Raw genomic sequence first — 17,800 nt, forward strand, 5'->3', positions numbered from 1 at the left:
TCAGGATGCGTCGATTAAAGTGGCGATGCGCTGGTTGAGTTCCACATTTTCCGCCTGCAGCTGCGCCACCTGCTGTTTCAGGCTGGCGATCTCGCCGCGCAGGCGTTCCGCTTCGGACGGCGCCTGGGCAGCAGTGTCGGCCCACGGTTCGTTGCCCGTTTCCGGCGTATCCTGCGACACGTGGGGCGCCTTCGGCTCGCGCGGCGTGCGCGTGGCGGCGCGCTGTTCGCGGATTTCCTTGGCCGCCTGGCGCAGCAGTTTTTTTCCGCCGGCGACGGCCGCCACCTGCTCTTCCGGCGGCAGGGACGCCACGGTGGCCGCCGCATTGATGGAAATTGTGCCCGAGCGGACGGCTTCCACCAGTTCCGGCGAGGCTGCCTTCTGGATCTTCTCGATCTGGCTGATCTGGTTGCTGCTCAATCTCGCCGCCTTGGCCACTTCTTCGCGCGTGCTCATGGGTGGCTTCGGCGCGTTTTCGCCTTCGGGCGCATCCTGGGCGCTGACGGGCGCCGGGCTGCGCGCGGCGACGATTTCCTTCTTGCGCAGGGCCAGCACGCCGCGCTGGAAGTCCGATACGCTGCGGCGGGCCAGGTGATTGTCGATCATCCACAGCATGACGTCGTCGAGCGAGGTAAAGCTGGTGTTCTGGATGGTCTTGAATTCGATGCCGTGCTGGCGGCAGATGGCGTAGCGGTTATGCCCGTCGATCAGCACGTCGTTCCACAGCACCAGCGCGTCGCGGCAGCCTTCGGCCAGCAGGCTGCGCTCGAGCGCCGCGTATTCGCTGGCGGTGAGCGGATCGATATACGACTGCAGCACCTGATTGATAGTGATATTCATGGTTGTCCTCAATATTGCGGCGCGATGGTCCGCGCCGGCACGAATGCTACACCATCCGCCACCCCTGGCCGGGTAAAATCACGGCGGCACAGCTCATACAAAAACACGGATCATGAAAAGAAAGTACGCCACCGCGATCATTTTTGCCGTCGCCGCCATCGGCTTCACCTGGGTCAGCCCCTACATCGCCATGTACCGCATCAGCATCGCGGCGAAATCCGTGCGCCTGGAAACCCTGGCGCAGCAGGCGGACCTGCCCGCCATACGCGCCAGCGTGGCGCGTCAGTTGCGGGCGGCCGGAGAAACGGCCAGCGAAGACGATTTCAAGGAAATGCTCGACACCATCGTCTCGCCGCCCGGCATCACGGTATTGATCTTGCACGGCAAGCAGGGGGCGGACGGCAAACGCCACGACTTCGGCATGGCGTACCGCTCGTGGAACGAAGTGGTGCTGCGGCGCAGCGGCGCAGGCCCCGCCGCCAGCCAATTTTTGCTGCGCCGCCATGGCATCTGGGACTGGAAACTGACGGATATTAGCTTGCCGCCAGAATTACTCTGACCAAACTTGATCTAAAACAACACTTACTTAAACCGATATATTGATTTTGGGAAATATTATGTAGAATGCCAACACTTCAGGCGCACCGGGTCGCCAGGCATCCGAGAGATTGCACGATGAAAAGAATGATGCTTCTCGCTGTAGTGGCACTGGTCGCGCTGGCCGGCGTCTTCTATGGCAGCCCGTATTTCACCATGAACAAGATCCGCGCGGCGACCATGGACGAGGATACCCAGGCCCTGGCTGCGCATATCGACCTGCCCCAGCTGCGCGGCAGCCTGGGGCAGCAACTGCACGCCCTGTTCTCGGCACCGGAAGTGGCCGACGACATCAGCCCCGACGTCATCGCCCCCCTGCTCGATACCATGCTGATGCCCGAGGGCATCGTCGCCTTGATGAAGCTCAATGACCGCTACGAAAAACCGATCGCCAAGGTCAGCGATATCAGTGGCCGCAAGCGTACTACCAAACCCGACTACAAACTGCGCTACACCTCCTGGGACAGCGTCGTGGTGCAGCGCGCCCACAGCAAAAGCCATATCGGCGAGCTGACCCTGACGCGCGACGGCCTGTGGCACTGGAAGCTGGTGTCGGTAGCCCTGCCAAAGAACTTGCTGGCCGACGCGTAAGGCGCCCGCCCTTCGTGTCGTCAATCCAGCGGCTATCCGACACCTTGCACTGCTATCATCGGGCTTTGATTTCCATCGGAGGCTCCATGTCAGACCTGGTACAACACGCATTGACCCACGCGGGCAAACCGGCCACCACGCCCTGGGTGGTGACCCTGATCAGCGGTGAAAAGCTCACCGGTCCCATTTCCCCGCTCAGCGACGGCTGTTACGCCATCGGCCTGGGACAGATCAAGTATTTTTCCAGCGATAAGGTCGCCTGCCTGAATGTGTCGGGAGCGGGCGCGTTTCCCATCTGAAGACCTTGGCAGCGAACCTTACTCAGGCCCGCTAGCTGGCCGATGCGCTTGCCTTGCTTGCCTGCCGCCCGCAGCGGCATGCCGGCGGCGCCAGCTTGCGCAGTTTGCTGTGGCAGTAGCGCGTTGCGCGCTGGCACATAGTTTTTCACCAGGGCACGCCCAATCCCGCCTGATACGCCTCCCCCAGATGCTTTCCCGTGCCCGCTCCGGCGGTGCCGGAACAAGCCTTGTGCGCCAAAAGTTGTTTTTGGGCACGAAAATTTCATTGATTTACTGAATTTTTTGTGCAACAATGAATTTAATAAATAAAACAAATAAATTATTGAAATCGGTTTTTTAAATTAATTCGATCCTCACACCACGAATCCGTGTTCTGGATAGAAAAGCACTGCGCAGGAAACGATCCGCTGCCAGGCAAGCGCCTGCCACCGGTCCCACGCAAGCCCCCTTTCTAATCGTTACCACGTATTTTGGGAGAGACATCATGGATAAGTTCACCGTACGCACCCAGCTCACTCTGGCTTTCGGCCTGCTGGTTTTTTTCCTCATCGGCATATCGATCCTGTCCGTGCGGAGCTTTTCCACCTTCAACGCGGGCTTCGAGCAGTATGTCAACGGCATCACGGCCCGCGCCAATACGGCGCACCGCGTGCGTGACGCGATCGACATGCGCGCCGTGGCGGCCAGGAACCTGGTGCTCGTCACCAAGCCGGAAGACCTGGAAACCGAACGCAAACAAGTCTTGCAGGCGCACGCCGATGTCGCCAAGAACATGCAACAGTTGCTGCAGCTGGCACGGCAGCAGGAGGTAACGGACGAGGAGCGCAGCAGCATCAACAAGATCGACAACATCGAAAAACGCTATGCCCCCGTGGCGCTGGCCATCGTGGACCTGGCGCTGCAAAAGAAAACCGAACTGGCCATCGTCAAGATGAACGAGGAATGCCGTCCGCTGCTGGCCGCCCTCGTCGCCGCCAGCGATGAATATTTCGCCCTGACGGAACAGCGCTCCACCCTCATCCTGCAGGAAGACGACGCGCAGTACATTCTCAACCGGAACATCCTCATCGGCGCCAGCCTGCTGTCCATCGCGCTGGCGGCCCTGGCTGGCTGGCTCATCACGCGCCACTTGCTCAAGGCCCTGGGCGCCGAACCGCGCCAATTGTGCGACGCCGTCAGCCTGCTTGCCGCCGGCGACCTGACCGGCAAACTCAGTGTTGCAGCGAACGATAGCGTCAGCGTGCTGTCGGCACTGCAGCGCATGCAGGTGTCGCTGACGTCGGTAGTGTCCTCCGTGCGCCAGGATTCCGACACGGTGTCCCTTGCCGCCGAGGAGATTTCCACCGGCAACAATGACCTGTCCTTGCGCACGGAACAGCAAGCCAGTTCACTGGAAGAAACGGCTTCCTCGATGGAAGAACTCACCAGCACCGTGCGCAAGAATGCGGAAAATGCCCGTGAAGCCAATGTGCTGGCGACGACCGCAGCGGACGTCGCCAGCAAGGGCGGCGCCGTGGTGGGGCAAGTGATGGGCACCATGGACCTGATCAGCGAATCGTCGCGCAAGATTGTCGACATCATCAGCGTCATCGACGGCATCGCCTTCCAGACCAATATCCTGGCACTGAATGCCGCCGTGGAAGCGGCGCGTGCCGGCGAACAGGGCCGCGGCTTCGCCGTCGTCGCCACCGAAGTGCGCGGCCTGGCCCAGCGCAGCGCCAGCGCGGCCAAGGAAATCAAGACGCTGATCGACGACTCCGTCAGCCGCGTCGATGCAGGCGCCAGGCTGGCGGCGCAAGCGGGAACGACGATGTCCGAGGTGGTCGCCAGCGTCGCCCGCGTCAGCAACATCATCGCCGAAATCACGACGGCCAGCCAGGAGCAGTCCGCCGGCATCGAGCAGATCAATCAGGCCGTGGCCCAGATGGATAGCGTCACGCAACAAAACGCGGCACTGGTGGAAGAAGCGGCGGCGGCGGCCGAATCCCTGCGCGACCAGGCCAGCAACCTGGTGCAGACCGTGAGCATCTTCAAGACGCATGACGGCCATGCGGCAGCCCCTGCGGCCGTGCCAGCGCCAGCGCGCGTCAGCCACAAGCCGCTGCGCCTGGTGCCGGCTCCGGCCAGCACCACCATCAAGCGCCAGGCCGCGCCGGCAAAACACCGCGCGGTGCAAGCGGAAGCCGTGACAGCCGGCGATTGGGAAGAGTTTTAAGCAGATCGGGCATGCGGCCACGCCTGCCCCGCTTCACGCGCACAGGGGATAGCCACCTCCGGCACCCTCCCCTGTCGCGCAGCAACAACACGCCCCCCTTCCGAAAAAATCCGCAGCAACTGTTGTATTTCCAGTACCCGCAATCTGGCAACACTGCAAAAACCATCGCTCTTTTTGCGTTCCCGCAGGAAACTCCATCGCCATACCCGGCCGCTGTTGCACCCGCGCAAGCCTGCCGGCACTCCACTATGCACCCGCCAGATATTGACGACAAATACGATTTTATTCGCGTATTGAGTCGAAACAGATATGAATAGCCGTCACTGGAAAATGGCATGAATACCAAAACTTTCCGTGCTAGCATGACTTTTCGTCCAGCTGGCCAGCGCCAGCTTGCTTGCCCCAATAACCTTGACCGACAGGAGCCGTTTCATGATGACACCGCATGCCAGCACAGTACGCCATACCCTGATTACCCTGGCAATCACTGCCGCCTTTCCCTTGCAGGCGATGGCGCAGGCACAGGCACAGGACAGCGTCCCGGCGCCTGCCGCTCCGGTGGCGCAGGCCGGTCCTGGCCAGCTGGAAACGGTGATCGTGACGGCGCAGCGGCGTGCGGAAAACATCAAGGACGTGCCCATGTCCATCGCCACCCTGAAAGGCGACAAGCTCGACACCCTGACGGCCGGCGGCGCCGACATCCGCTTCCTCAACAGCCGCTCGCCCAGCGTGTCCGTCGAATCGGATTACGGCCGCACCTTCCCCCGCTTTTACATTCGCGGCCTGGGCAATACCGACTTCGACCTGAATGCCTCGCAGCCGGTAGGCCTGGTGATGGATGACGTGGTGCAGGAAAACGCCATGTTGAAAGGTTTTCCCGTGTTTGACGTCGACCAGGTCGAGGTGCTGCGCGGCCCGCAAGGCACCCTGTTCGGCCGCAACTCGCCGGCCGGCGTGATCAAGTTCGATTCCGCCAAGCCCGTCTTCAAGACGGAAGGCTACCTGAGCGGCGGCTTCGGCAAGGATGGCATGAAGAACCTGGAAGGCGCCTTCAACGTGCCTGTCAGCGACACGGTGGCCCTGCGCTTTTCCGGCCAGACGCAGCGCCGCGACGACCGCGTGCACAACCCGCGCCCCACCGGCACGCGCGACTTCGAAGGCTATGAAGACAGCGCCGCCCGCCTGCAGGTGCTGGTCAAGCCCACGCGCGATTTGACCGCCCTGTTCAACGTGCACGCGCGCAACCTCGACGGCACGGCCACGCTGTTTCGCGCCAACATCCTGAAACAGGGCACCAACGACCTGGTCGACGGCTTTGATTACGATAACTACCCGACCGACGGCATCAACCGCCAGCACCTGAAAACCAAGGGCGGCAGCATGCGCCTGAAATGGGACTTGCCCGGCGTCACCCTGCATTCGATCACCGGCTACGAAAAACTCGATTTCTTCAGCCGCGCCGACGTCGACGGCGGCTACGGCGCCGTGTACGCGCCGCCGATGGGGCCCGGCTTCATCCCCTTCGTCGTCGAAACGGCCGACGTGATCCCCAACCACAAGCAGATTTCGCAGGAGTTCCGCGCCGAATCGTCTGCCCGCGGCCCGCTGCAATGGATAGCCGGCTTGTTCTACTTCAAGGAAGATATCCAGATCGACAGCATCAGCTTTGACAGCCTGGCGCCCGGCAATCCGCAAAACAGCGCCTATGCCACGCAAAACCAGAGTTCGAAGTCGTATGCGGCCTTCGGCTCGCTCAACTACACGGTCTCGGACGCACTGAAACTGCGCGCCGGCCTGCGCTACACGACGGACAAGAAGGATTTCTCCGCCAAGCGCGTGGAGGCGACCACGGCCGGCCCATTCAACCTCAACGACACTTCGCACAACGTCAGCTGGGACTTGAGCGGCACGTATGTGCTCACGCCGGCAACCAATGCCTATGCGCGCATCGCCACCGGCTACCGCGCACCGTCGATGCAGGGACGCCTGAACGGCCTGGCCGACCGCCCCTCGTTTGCGGGCGCCGAGAAAGCCCTGTCCGTCGAGGCGGGCATCAAGCAGGACCTGTTCGACAAGCGCGCGCGCCTGAGCGTGGCCGTGTTCCAGTACCGTGTCAAGGACAAGCAACTGACGGCCGGCAGCGGCGCCGTCAACATGAACCAGCTGATCAACGCCGACAAGGCCACGGGCCGGGGCGTGGAACTCGATTTCCAGGCGAACCTCAGCGATTCGCTCAGCATGACCCTGGGCGGCAGCTACAACCACACGGAAATCCAGGACAAGAAGCTGTTCGTGCAAAGCTGCGGCAACGCGCAAAACAACCCGGCCAGCGGCTGCACCGTCACCGACCCGCTGGGCCCGTTCAAAGGCACGGCCTACATCGACGGCAACCCGCTGCCGCGCGCACCGGAATGGCAAACCAACTTCACTTTGAAATACAGCATTCCCCTCGCCAATGGCGAGTTCTACGCCTACACGGACTGGGCCTACCGCACCAGCTACAACTTCTTCCTGTATGAAGCGAAGGAATACAAGGCCAAGGAACTGCTCGAAGGCGGCTTGCGCGTCGGCTACAAATGGGACCGCTATGAGCTCTCCGCGTATGGCCGCAACATCACCAACCAGATCCAGTCGCTGGGCGCCATCGATTTCGACAACCTGACGGGCATCGTCAACGAGCCGAGGACGTATGGGGTGCAGTTCAAGGCGACGTTTTGATGGCGGATAGATAAAACCATGCTGTCCGGCGCGAACCTGACAGCATGGCTCAGGCACAAGATGGCGTGATGCGCATCACCTGTGCTAGAATCTCGCCGCGCTGCCCGGATGGTGAAACTGGTAGACACTGGAGACTTAAAATCTCCCGCCTGTAAGGGCGTGCCGGTTCGATTCCGGCTCCGGGCACTCAGAACAAAAATCGCATAGTAGTACAAAACCCGCTTTTCTCTATTTTCATAGGGGGAAGCGGGTTTTTTTCGTCTGTAGAAAAAGCAAAATGCGTCATAAGACACCGAAATGCTGCTACCATTTGCCAAAATTTACCAATGAATTTACCAAAATGGCAGCTCCGGTCAAGGATGGCAAGATTTGGCGACATCGCCTCATGGTCAAGGGTGTTCGGGGATCCGGCACCTTTGAAACCAAGGCGGCCGCTCTCGCCTGGGAGGCCGGCCAGCGCGTGCAGCTGGCCGACGGCAATCCACAACTGAACATACTTGATTTGCGTCTCGTCGACCGATTCAATCTCATGGCCTCACTAAATGTAGACCTTTGCCATTCAGTATTGGCACTTCCGGCTCAAACAACGGACCGCAACTACGGATTCGTATGTTGCCCCTGATCTTCCCCCAACAAGGATTGTGACCAGGTGATGCACAAGGCCCAGGCCTTCCCCTTAATAGTGAACAAGCCTTCGAGCGATACAAAGTCTCCCATTTCCTGCCTGATGATTTTGCGTCCTTGTATCGCCCCCCGTTGGGAACCACAACCTGGCGAGTATTTGACTGCAAAAAATGGGCATGGGGAAAGCCACCTTCAAAAAACACAGGCAACATGGCATAGTTGCTACCGGCGAAGTCGTTTTTGAATTGATTCCGCTCAATATGGATTATCCAACGCCCTGAAACGATAAACACGCCTGGTCACTATCGGCATTGTGGCGAAGCATGGTCGGAAGACAAGGCGCCGGCAAACATAGTGATTTTTCACAATAGCAAGCTGAGGAAAGTATGAATTTAGAAAAAGAAATACCATCATCCGCCGATGGCAGCATTGTTCCTGCTGTAGATAGAGCATTTGTCAGAAACCTGGCGGTTAAAAACTTTGAGGCGCTACAGGCAGCCGCCATCGCTGGGAAAAATACTCATCAACTAGCCCTTGACCAAAGCGATGAAATAGAGACCTTCATCAAAACTCTGCCGCCTGAAGATAGATCAAAATTCTCCGCTCTCTACGAACAGGAGTTGAATGCGGCTACCCAAGCCTCGATCGACAAGACCGCGGCGATTAATTCACAAACTGCCAATCAACTTTTAGATAACGTCGCAAAAACCAATAACGTCTCTATATGGATCAGCCTTATTGCCTTTTTCATTGTCCTAATCGGCTTCGTAAAGATGATAAAGAGCTAAAGCCCCCCGCCACCGCGCGCGTCCGCATGCGGATGTCGGCATCATGCATTGCGTGAACACCGACCTGTCCGGCCAAGCCACCACCCTGGCCGTGCCCGTAAAACAAGCAGGCGTCGCATGCGCCCCCATCGATCTCGCCAGTTGCCGGCACTCTGCGTGGCGGGAGTGCCGGACGTCGAAACCATCGCCGCAGCGGGCAAGGAACATCTGGTCAGGCTGCTGCGGGAAGCCCGGCACGCGGCCGTCACAGCCCTGCCGGCTTTTATACAACACCGCCCACCGCACCACGTGCCCGGCGCTCACTCCATGGCGGCCTACTGATATAATACTTACAATCAAGTAATACTCCGAAATGTGCGCCTCAAGGCTCCCGCAACCGTCTGTGTACTGCTAGCCCAGCCCATGCGCTCCCTTTTCGACCACGAGATCATCAGACAGCTGCACAGCGGTGCCCGTTCGCGCGTTTACCGCGCCAGGGCCGCAGATGGCACGGCGCTGATCGTCAAGATGCCGAATCAGCAGTTCCCCTCTTTTCAGCAACTGGCGCAATTCAAGCGCGAATATGCGATCGCGCGCCGCTGCCGCCATCCGGGCGTGGCGCATCCGCTGGCGCTGCAACTGCACGGCGGGCACTGGACGATGATTCTGGAAGACACCGGCGGCCAGGCGCTCGACCAGGTATTGCGCGCGCAGGTGGCGGCGCGCAGGATGGCGTCGCAGCCTGCATTGGCGCTGGACGATTTTTTCGACATCGCGCTGCAGCTGTGCGCGGCGCTGGACGAGGTCCATCGCCAGGGCGTGATCCACAAGGACATCAATCCCTCCAACCTGGTATGGAACGATGAGCGGCGCCTGCTGCAGCTGATCGATTTCGGCATCGCCTGTGAACTGCCCTGCGAAAGCCACGGCATCGGCAATCTCCAGACGCTGGAAGGCACGCTGCGCTACATGGCGCCGGAACAGACCGGGCGCATGAACCGGCGGGTCGATTGGCGCGCCGATTTCTATGCGCTCGGCGCCACCCTGTACGAATTGCTGACCGGGCAGGCGCCGTTCGAGGCGGGCGACGAGATGGAACTCGTACATTGCCACATTGCGCGCAGTCCCGACTGGTCACACCCGGCGCTGGCAAGCTTGCCTGGCCAGCTGCTGCCGATCATCCAGCGCCTGCTGGAAAAGAATGCCGATCAGCGCTACCAGAGCCTGCAAGGCTTGCGCAGCGACCTCGAAGCATGCCGCGCGAAAAAGCCGGCGCAGGCGCTCAAGCTGTCCGACCACAACGGCCGCTTCCTGGTGCCACAGACGCTGCATGGGCGCGACGATGCCATCGCCGTGCTGCTGGCGGCGTTTGAACGCAGTGCCGCGGGCGCCTGCGAGATGCTGCTGGTGGCCGGCCATTCGGGCATCGGCAAGTCGGCAGTCGTCAACGAAGTGCAAAAGCCCATCATCGCCCGGCGTGGCTGCTTCTTGTCCGGCAAATTTGACCAGCTCCAGCGCGACGTGCCATATGCCTCGCTGATCCAGGCCTTCCAGGGGCTGGTGCGCCAGTTGCTGGACCAGCCGGAAGAAACGCTGCGGCAATGGTCCGCAAAACTGCACGAGGCCCTGGGCAGCGGCGTGGGCGTGATCGTCGAGCTGATTCCCCAACTGGCCTTGATCGTCGGCCCCACCGACGCGATGCCCGCGTCGGCGCCGGCACAGGCCCAGCTGCGTCTGGACCGGCTGTTCCCCCGCTTCGTCGAAGTCTTCGCCTGCGCCGGGCATCCGCTGGTGCTGTTCCTCGACGACCTGCAATGGGCCGATGCGGCCACGCTGCGGATGATCGAACTGCTGATGGTCTCCTGCGACAAGAGCTGCATGCTGGTCATCGGCGCGTACCGCGACAACGAAGTGGGCGCCGCGCACCCGCTCATCGCGCTGCGCGACAAGCTGCTCGCCCGTGACGTGCGCCTGTCGACGCTGTTGCTGAGCGCACTGACCGTGCCGCAGGTTGCGCAAATGGTCTCGGCCACCGTACGCGTGGCGGCCCCCGACTGCGCGCCACTGACCCGCATTTGCTACCGCAAGACGGCCGGCAATCCCTTTTTCCTCAACCAGTTCCTCGCTGCGCTCAATGAGGCGGGCCATCTGCGCTACCGGCCCGCCAACGATTGCTGGGACTGGGACCTGGCGGCGATAGAACAGGCCAAATACACCGACAACGTGGTCGATGTGCTGCTGGAAAAAATCCGCCGCCTTCCCGGCGTGACGCAGCACCTGCTGCAACTGGCCGCCTCCAGCGGCAACCGCTTCACGCTCGACACGCTCGCGCTGGCAGTGGCCCGCGCGCCCCGGCAAACGCAGCATGACCTGTGGCCGGCGCTCAGGGCGGGTTTGATCCAGCCGCTCGACGAGCGCTATAAATACGTCAATGGCGACACCGATGCGGGCAACAGCGGCGTCGCTTACCGCTTCCTGCACGACCGGGTGCAGCAGGCGGCCTACCTGGTCGCCGATGCCGGTGCGCGCGTGGCCAACCATCTTCTCATCGGCCGCCTGCTGCTGCGGCATACGCCGTCGGAACGCCAGGACGAGACACTGTTTGACATCGTCGAACAGCTCAACGCGGGCCGTGCGCTGATCGACGATGCCGGCGAGCGCGTGCAGCTGGCGGCACTCAATCTCCAGGCCGGCGTCAAGGCACGACGCTCCGCCGCGTTCCAGTCCACCCTGGAACACATGCGCATTGGTCTCGATCTGTTGGCGGCGGACGCAGGGAGCGTCCATGCCCCCCTCTGGCTCGAACTGCAGCTGGGCGCGGCCGAAGCGGCCTACCTGTGCGGCCAGTTCGATACCGCCGAGGCGATCTATCCACTCGTGCGCGCCCGTGCCTTGAGCCCCTTGCAGCACGTGCGCTGCATTGCCATCCAGGCGCACCAGTATCAATTGCAGGGCCGCCTGCACGACGCCATCGCCGTGCAGCGCGACGGCCTGGCGCTGCTGCACATCGACATTCCGCACGATGTGACGCAGATGAAGGCGCACTTCGCCGACATTCTCGCCGACACCGGGCGGCAGCCTGGCGCGCATGCGCCCGAGGCGTTGCTGGCAGCAGCCGACATGTGCGAGCCGGAGGCGGTGGCCGCGATGCAGATGATGCAGGGTCTGTGGATGGCCAGCTACTACGCTGGCCAGCAGGACCTGAGCGCGCTGATGGTAGTGTCGATGACGCGCCTGTCCATGCAGCGGGGGAACAGCGATTTCAGCGCTGTCGCCTATATCGGCTACTCCATGATGCTGGCGCTGTACGACGGCGACGTCGCGCGCGGCTACGCCTTCGGCGCGATGGCCATGGCGCTGGCCAGGCGGCGTGCCAACCTGCAGACACGCACGCTCACTGGCCTGATGTTCGGTGCGCTCAGCAACCACTGGACGCAGCCGCTGCGCAGCTCCGACGCCCTGTACGAAGAAGCGTTTGGCTGGGCGTTGGAAATCGCCGATTTCGTGCAGGTCGGCGTGGTGGCGGCCGTGCGCGCCACCGACCGGATCATCCTCGGCGACTACCTGCCGCACCTGATGCACGACATCGAGCACGATCTGGCGCTGATGCGCGCCAACGGCCAGCAGGCGATGGCCGATTGCTGCGTCGCCGCCGCGGTCCAGCCGATCAAGTGCCTGATGGGCCTCCTGCCCCATCACGACAGCTACGACGATGCGCTTTTCAGCGAGGCGCGCTTTCTCGCACAGTATGGCGCCTCGCAGCTGTACCGCGCCTACATCTTGCAAGGGAAGATCCGCAACGCCTACCTGTTCGACAGCACCGACGCCGAGCTGCTGGCCAGCCAGCTGGGCATGGTCACCCAGATCATGCGCGGCCAGGCCAAGGTTGCCGAGTGCAGCTTCTACGCCGCGCTGATCCTGATCCGCGCGTTGCGGCGCGCTCCCGCGCGCCCCGATGGGGGCGCCGTGCTGACCATGATCGGCACGCTGCAGGCGAGCCTCACCGAGTGGGCCAGGCAAGGCTCGGACAATAGCGCCGCCAAACATCTGCTGGTGATGGCCGAGATGGCACGCAACCGGGACGACCTGCAGCTGGCCACGCGCCTTTACCAGCAGGCGATCGACGCGGCCGGCCTGGCGGGCTACGTCAACATGCAGGCGCTGGGCAATGAACTGTGCGGCGAATGCTGGTCCGACCAGGGCCACGCGCGCGTGGCCGCCGTCTTCATCCAGGACGCCATCGCGCACTACTGCCAGTGGGGCGCGGACGGCAAGGTGGCTCAGCTGCGGGAGCGCCACGCCGCGCTGCTGTCAAGGATGGACGGCCGCGGCACGCAACGGCATTCGGTCTCCCACACGCAAGGCAGTTCCGCGCTCGACCTGGTGTCGCTGCTGAAGGCGGCGCAAATCCTGTCGAACGAAGTCGGCCTGCGCAACGTGCTGACACGCCTGATTGGCATCGTGTGCGAGAACGCCGGCGCGCAGGTAGCGCGCCTGCTGCTGCTGTCCGGAGGTAGCTACCAGCTGGAGGCCAATCTCGATGGCGACGTCACCACCGTCCTGCAAGCGCGCCCGCTCGACCTGAACGCCGCCAGCGACCCGCAGTTCCCGCTGTCGCTGCTGCGCTACGTCATCCGCACTGGCGCCGAGGTGATCGAAGACTGCATCACGGACGCCTCGCGCTTTGCCGCCGACCCGTACGTGCAGCTGCAGCGGCCACGCGCCGTCATGTGCCTGCCGATCCGGCACGGCGGCCAAATCGACGGCATCCTGTACTTCGAGAACCGGCTGGCCGAGGCCTCGTTCACGGAAGAACGCATCGCCTTCCTGCGCATGCTCGGCGCGCAGGCGATGATCTCGATCTCCAGCGCCAGGCTGCATGACAGCCTGGAACGGCGCGTCGCCGAGCGCACGGAACAGCTGGAAGACGCCAACCGCAAGCTGGCGACCCTGTCCATCACCGACGGCTTGACGGGCCTGTCGAACCGGCGCCATTTCGACGACGTACTGCGCACCGAATGTGCGCGTGCCACGCGCGTCGGCCAGCCGCTCGCCGTCATCATGCTCGATGTCGACTACTTCAAGCTATTCAACGACCGTCACGGCCACCAGGCCGGCGACGCATGCCTGACCCGGGTCGCGCAGGCGCTGGCGGCCGGCATGCGGCGCGCAGGCGACCTGACGGCGCGCTACGGCGGCGAAGAGTTTTCGATCGTGCTGCCGAACACCGGCGCGGACGAGGCGCGCCAGACCGGCGAAGCGCTGCGGCGCGCCATCGAAGACCTGGGTATCGTCCACGCGAGCACGCAGGCGCGGCAGGTGACCATCAGCGTCGGCATCGCGGTGCAGCCGGCGCCGGGCGCCGCCGATCCGGACGCCCTGCTGCGCCTGGCCGATGCCGCGCTGTACCAGGCCAAGGATGCGGGGCGCAATTGCGTGGAGCTGAGGATTCTGGCGCCTGGCTGACCGGCATTCACGATGCAGGGCGGCGCCTCAATCGCTGCCATGACTGTTCTCGCGCGCCTGCTCCTGCGCCTTTTCCTGCGACGCCAAGCCGTTGAAGAACAGATTGAGCAGCACGGCGACGATGGCGGCCAGCAGGATGCCGCTGTGCAGCAGCGGCGACAGGGCTTTCGGCATGTGCTGCGCGTACTGTTCCGCCACCAGCGGCAGCATGCCGAAGCCGATAGCCAGGGCCACGATGAACAGGTTGTTGCGGTTGCTCTTGTAGTCGACGCCGGCCAGGATGCGGATGCCTGTGGCGGCGACCATGCCGAACATCACCAGGCCTGCCCCGCCCAGCACGAACGCCGGCACGGCTTCGGCCGTCTGCGCGATCTTTGGAATCACGCCCATGACAAGCAGGATGAGGCCGGCCGCCACGCAGACCCAGCGGCTGCGCACGCCCGTCACGCCCACCAGGCCCACGTTTTGCGAGAACGAGGTGTACGGGAAGGTATTGAAGATGCCGCCGATCAAGGTGCCCAGGCCATCGACGCGCAAGCCGCGGCTGATGTCTGCCCGCGTGATGCGCTTGTCCGTCATCTCTCCCAGCGCCAGAAACATGCCCAGCGACTCGATCATGACGACGATCATCACCAGGCTCATGGTGACAATGGCAACCACGTCGAACGTCGGCATGCCAAACTGGAACGGCGTGACGATGGCAAAAGCCTTGGCGCTGGCCACCTTGGCGAAATCGGCCTTGCCCAGCGCAAACGACAGGGCCGTGCCGGCGATGATACCGATCAACACCGCAATATTCGACAGGAAACCGCGGCCATACTTGGCCACCAACAAGATGACAGCCAGCACGAAGAAGGCGATGCCCATGTTATCCAACGCGCCGTAGCCGGGGTTGGCGATCAGGGGCGCGGGACCGGCCGGCGCCGGCAAGCCGGCCGCCGTAGCGGCAGCGGCCATCTTGAGGAAGGCGGGATCGGCAATCTGCGCCATGGCGGGCGGCCCGCCCATGGCCCAGTTCACGCCCACGCGCATCAGCGACACGCCGATCACGGCGATGATGCTGCCGGTGACCACGGGCGGAAACAGGGCCAGCAGGCGGCTGATGAAGGGAGCGATCAGCATGGAGACGACGCCGGCGCCGATCACGGCGCCAAAGATGCCGGTGATGCCCAGGGCCGGATTGTTTGCCATGGCCAGCATGGGACTGACGGCGGCAAAGGTCACGCCCATCATCACGGGCAGGCGGATGCCGAAGTACTTGCCGATTCCCAGGGACTGGATCAGGGTGACCAGGCCGCAACAGAACAGATCGGCACTGATCAGCGCCGCCACCTGTTCGGGCGGCAGCTTGAGGGCGCGGCCGACGATCAGCGGCACGGCGATGGCGCCCGCATACATGACGAGCACGTGCTGCAAGCCCAAGGTGAACAACTTGCCAGTTGGCAGCACTTCATCGACGGGCGATGGCGCGGCAGGCGTGGTGCCGGGCACGCTGCGGTGGATGGATTTCAAACGGGGAGTGGCCATTTACGCTCCATTTCCAGGGTTACTGCGGCCCGGCTGGGCGCAGATGAAAGGGAAAAGCAAGAGAGAAACGGAACGACAGGAACACACTGGCGGCGGATGATGCATGCGAAGCTCCTTGGATGGGACGACCAAGGTATGCCATGCACGCATCGTGCCAGGTGGATTGTATACAGAAATTGTGCCGAAATAGCATCATGGCCGCAAAAATCGCGGGCTGGACGTACTGCCGTGCACTGTTTTCTGGCGCGCCACCACGTGGCCGCACCAGGTGGACGCACCAGAACGCAGCATCGCCGGCGGCACCGTGACCTGGCACGGTGAAGCAGCATCAGGATCTGGCGCTCAGGCACGCCGAGCTGCACCAGGCGACGACCGCAGGGGATCACGCGCGGCGCAAATGCGCTGCAAACCAGCTGCAAACCAACCGTCGCGCAGCCGCCGACCCGGTTACGCAGCAGTCGACGCTAGCTGCCGGCACAACCATCCATCAGCGCTTCCAACTGCCGCGCATAGGCCGCGCGCAAGTGTTCGCGCGCCAGCAAGGCTTGCACTTGTTCAAAAATGCCATGCTGCGGCACGGTTGGCAAGACGGGTGCCGCTGGACGAACGGCGATACAAGGCACGCCGATGGGCAGCCTTTCCGCTGCGGCTTCCAGCCTTGCCCCACCTGCCGCGCAGCCGCCCAGCAGACCAGCCAGCACGCAGACCAATAAACACATCCGTGAGCAGACCAGTGAACAGGCTGGTGAGCACGCCCCTGAGCCGGCCCATGAACAAGTCCGCAAGTAACCCCACAGCCGCAACAGCGCCCGCGCACTCGTCATTGCCGCGCTCATGGCATCCCGCCAGCCGGTCTTCCGGCTATTTCACTGGCGATCAGCGCCTCGGCCGCGCGGCAAGCGTCGCCTTCCGGCTGCAATGCCAGGATGCGTGCCGCTGCCGCATGGGCCTCTGCTTGCCCGGCCTGCGCGCTGGCCAACGCTTGCCGGGCCCGTGCCGACCGCCGTGCGCCCTCCTCCCGCATCGCATTCAGCGCCTGGGTCTGGTGCCGCAACAGACCTTGTACCTCCAGCACTTGCGCCGCGCACGCGGCACGGCCCGCTTCGCGGCCCCAGCGCTGGGCGGAAAACACGGCTGCCCCCAGCAACAGCAGCATGGCCATAATGCTCAATGACGGCTTCATGCCAGCACCTTGCGCGCTGCCGCGTACAGGGCCAGGCGTTCGGCCAGGCCGTTCACGCCACCGTTGATGCGGCGCGTCACCCGTTCCTGGTCGCCCGCATCGGCCAGGCGGTTCAAGCCGCGCGATTGCCAGAACCAGCCCGCCGAGCGACACGCGAAAGTTGCCTGCTCCAACAACTGCGGCGCCGCCAGCAAGTCCAGGCCCAATGCCACGCCGCACGCCGCGTAATTGGCGCGCCCCGTCACCTGCAGCAAGCCGCGCCCCTTGAAGCGCACGCCATCGCCGGCGATCACATTGCCCAGGTCCGCCCGTCCTTCATAGGCAGCGCCGCTGGCCAGTTCGCGCACATAGCGCAACTGTCCCGATTCGTGCCCCACCTGCGCCAGGAACGACGCCTGGCGCAGCGGCGTATCGATGCCGAACTCGGCCATCGCCGCATTCAGTGGCGCCAGGAACAGCGTAGCGCGGCGGCCAGCCAATGGCATGATCTGCATCAATTGGGCGCCAGTCACAGCATGCCCCGCACATCCTTGACGGCAGCGGCCGCATCGGCCGCCAGTTCGCCGATATCCTTGCCGCGCCGCTTGTCGAACCAGCGCACGCAGGCGCCCAGCACCCACCAGGCGGGCAAGCCGGCCGCCACCATCAGCGGCGCGGCGATGAACAAAAACCCCGTGGCCGGATCACCGCCATACAGGCCCGCCACGGTCTTCGCGCTGTCGAACAGGCTGGGCCACCACGACAACACGGCGGCCACCAGCACGGGGCCGAGAAAGGTGGAAATGATGATGCTGGAACAAAAACGAATAAATGCCTCCTTGGTGGTTTGGGGCCACATGAACATGAAGCCCAGCGACGTGGCGGCGGCGCCGGCCAGCACAGGCACGCCAAACAATTTGATCAATGCGCCGCCGGCGGCGGTGGTTTCGAGGGCCATGGTTGCCTTTCAGATGGTGGAAATGAAAAAACCCGC

Annotated in this window: 14 protein-coding genes and 1 tRNA gene; 9 read left to right on the plus strand and 6 right to left on the minus strand. The window is 63.1% G+C overall.

Annotated features, from left to right (window positions below):
• Positions 1-840, minus strand: a complete 840-nt coding sequence (locus AC54AF_RS06305) for a hypothetical protein (RefSeq protein WP_496635842.1) — start codon at positions 838-840, stop codon at positions 1-3.
• A 112-nt stretch (positions 841-952) separates the two neighbouring features.
• Between AC54AF_RS06305 and AC54AF_RS06310 the strand changes: the two genes are divergently transcribed.
• The 9 genes from AC54AF_RS06310 to AC54AF_RS06350 all read left to right on the plus strand — a co-directional run bounded on the left by AC54AF_RS06310 (position 953) and on the right by AC54AF_RS06350 (position 14,117).
• Positions 953-1,399, plus strand: a complete 447-nt coding sequence (locus AC54AF_RS06310) for a DUF2939 domain-containing protein (protein WP_131689435.1) — start codon at positions 953-955, stop codon at positions 1,397-1,399.
• A gap of 125 nt (positions 1,400-1,524) precedes the next feature.
• Positions 1,525-2,028, plus strand: coding sequence for a DUF2939 domain-containing protein (locus AC54AF_RS06315; protein ID WP_496635843.1), 504 nt, complete (start codon positions 1,525-1,527; stop codon positions 2,026-2,028).
• An 86-nt stretch (positions 2,029-2,114) separates the two neighbouring features.
• Entirely contained in the window at positions 2,115-2,327 is a 213-nt protein-coding gene (locus tag AC54AF_RS06320) for a hypothetical protein (protein WP_326456655.1), read from the plus strand.
• 484 nt (positions 2,328-2,811) lie between these two features.
• Positions 2,812-4,542, plus strand: coding sequence for a methyl-accepting chemotaxis protein (locus tag AC54AF_RS06325; RefSeq protein ID WP_496635844.1), 1,731 nt, complete (start codon positions 2,812-2,814; stop codon positions 4,540-4,542).
• Positions 4,543-4,977: 435 nt separating this feature from the next.
• Complete coding sequence (locus AC54AF_RS06330; RefSeq protein WP_496635921.1) at positions 4,978-7,260, plus strand: TonB-dependent receptor; 2,283 nt, start codon at positions 4,978-4,980, stop codon at positions 7,258-7,260.
• A 102-nt stretch (positions 7,261-7,362) separates the two neighbouring features.
• Positions 7,363-7,446 (plus strand) — tRNA-Leu (locus AC54AF_RS06335).
• A gap of 91 nt (positions 7,447-7,537) precedes the next feature.
• Positions 7,538-7,882, plus strand: a complete 345-nt coding sequence (locus AC54AF_RS06340; RefSeq protein ID WP_496635845.1) for a hypothetical protein — start codon at positions 7,538-7,540, stop codon at positions 7,880-7,882.
• A gap of 388 nt (positions 7,883-8,270) precedes the next feature.
• Positions 8,271-8,672, plus strand: coding sequence for a hypothetical protein (locus AC54AF_RS06345; RefSeq protein WP_496635846.1), 402 nt, complete (start codon positions 8,271-8,273; stop codon positions 8,670-8,672).
• A 402-nt stretch (positions 8,673-9,074) separates the two neighbouring features.
• On the plus strand, positions 9,075-14,117 hold the full coding sequence (locus AC54AF_RS06350) for a diguanylate cyclase domain-containing protein (RefSeq protein ID WP_496635847.1): 5,043 nt from the start codon (positions 9,075-9,077) through the stop codon (positions 14,115-14,117).
• 27 nt (positions 14,118-14,144) lie between these two features.
• On the opposite strand, the gene AC54AF_RS06355 is transcribed toward AC54AF_RS06350, so the two are convergent.
• The 5 genes from AC54AF_RS06355 to AC54AF_RS06375 all read right to left on the minus strand — a co-directional run bounded on the left by AC54AF_RS06355 (position 14,145) and on the right by AC54AF_RS06375 (position 17,764).
• Positions 14,145-15,644 (minus strand): nucleobase:cation symporter-2 family protein, encoded by a 1,500-nt coding sequence (locus AC54AF_RS06355; protein ID WP_496635848.1) that lies wholly within the window; start codon positions 15,642-15,644, stop codon positions 14,145-14,147.
• 464 nt (positions 15,645-16,108) lie between these two features.
• Positions 16,109-16,363: a hypothetical protein gene (locus tag AC54AF_RS06360; protein ID WP_496635849.1), complete on the minus strand. Its 255-nt coding sequence runs from the start codon at positions 16,361-16,363 to the stop codon at positions 16,109-16,111.
• Between the two features lie 113 nt (positions 16,364-16,476).
• Positions 16,477-16,827: a hypothetical protein gene (locus tag AC54AF_RS06365; protein ID WP_496635850.1), complete on the minus strand. Its 351-nt coding sequence runs from the start codon at positions 16,825-16,827 to the stop codon at positions 16,477-16,479.
• Entirely contained in the window at positions 16,824-17,321 is a 498-nt protein-coding gene (locus tag AC54AF_RS06370; RefSeq protein WP_131689414.1) for a glycoside hydrolase family 19 protein, read from the minus strand. The genes AC54AF_RS06365 and AC54AF_RS06370 overlap by 4 nt, the downstream gene beginning before the upstream one ends.
• 14 nt (positions 17,322-17,335) lie before the next feature.
• Positions 17,336-17,764, minus strand: coding sequence for a hypothetical protein (locus tag AC54AF_RS06375; protein ID WP_070313495.1), 429 nt, complete (start codon positions 17,762-17,764; stop codon positions 17,336-17,338).
• Between the last annotated feature and the right edge of the window lie 36 nt (positions 17,765-17,800).

The organism is Janthinobacterium sp. JF4, from assembly GCF_059617925.1.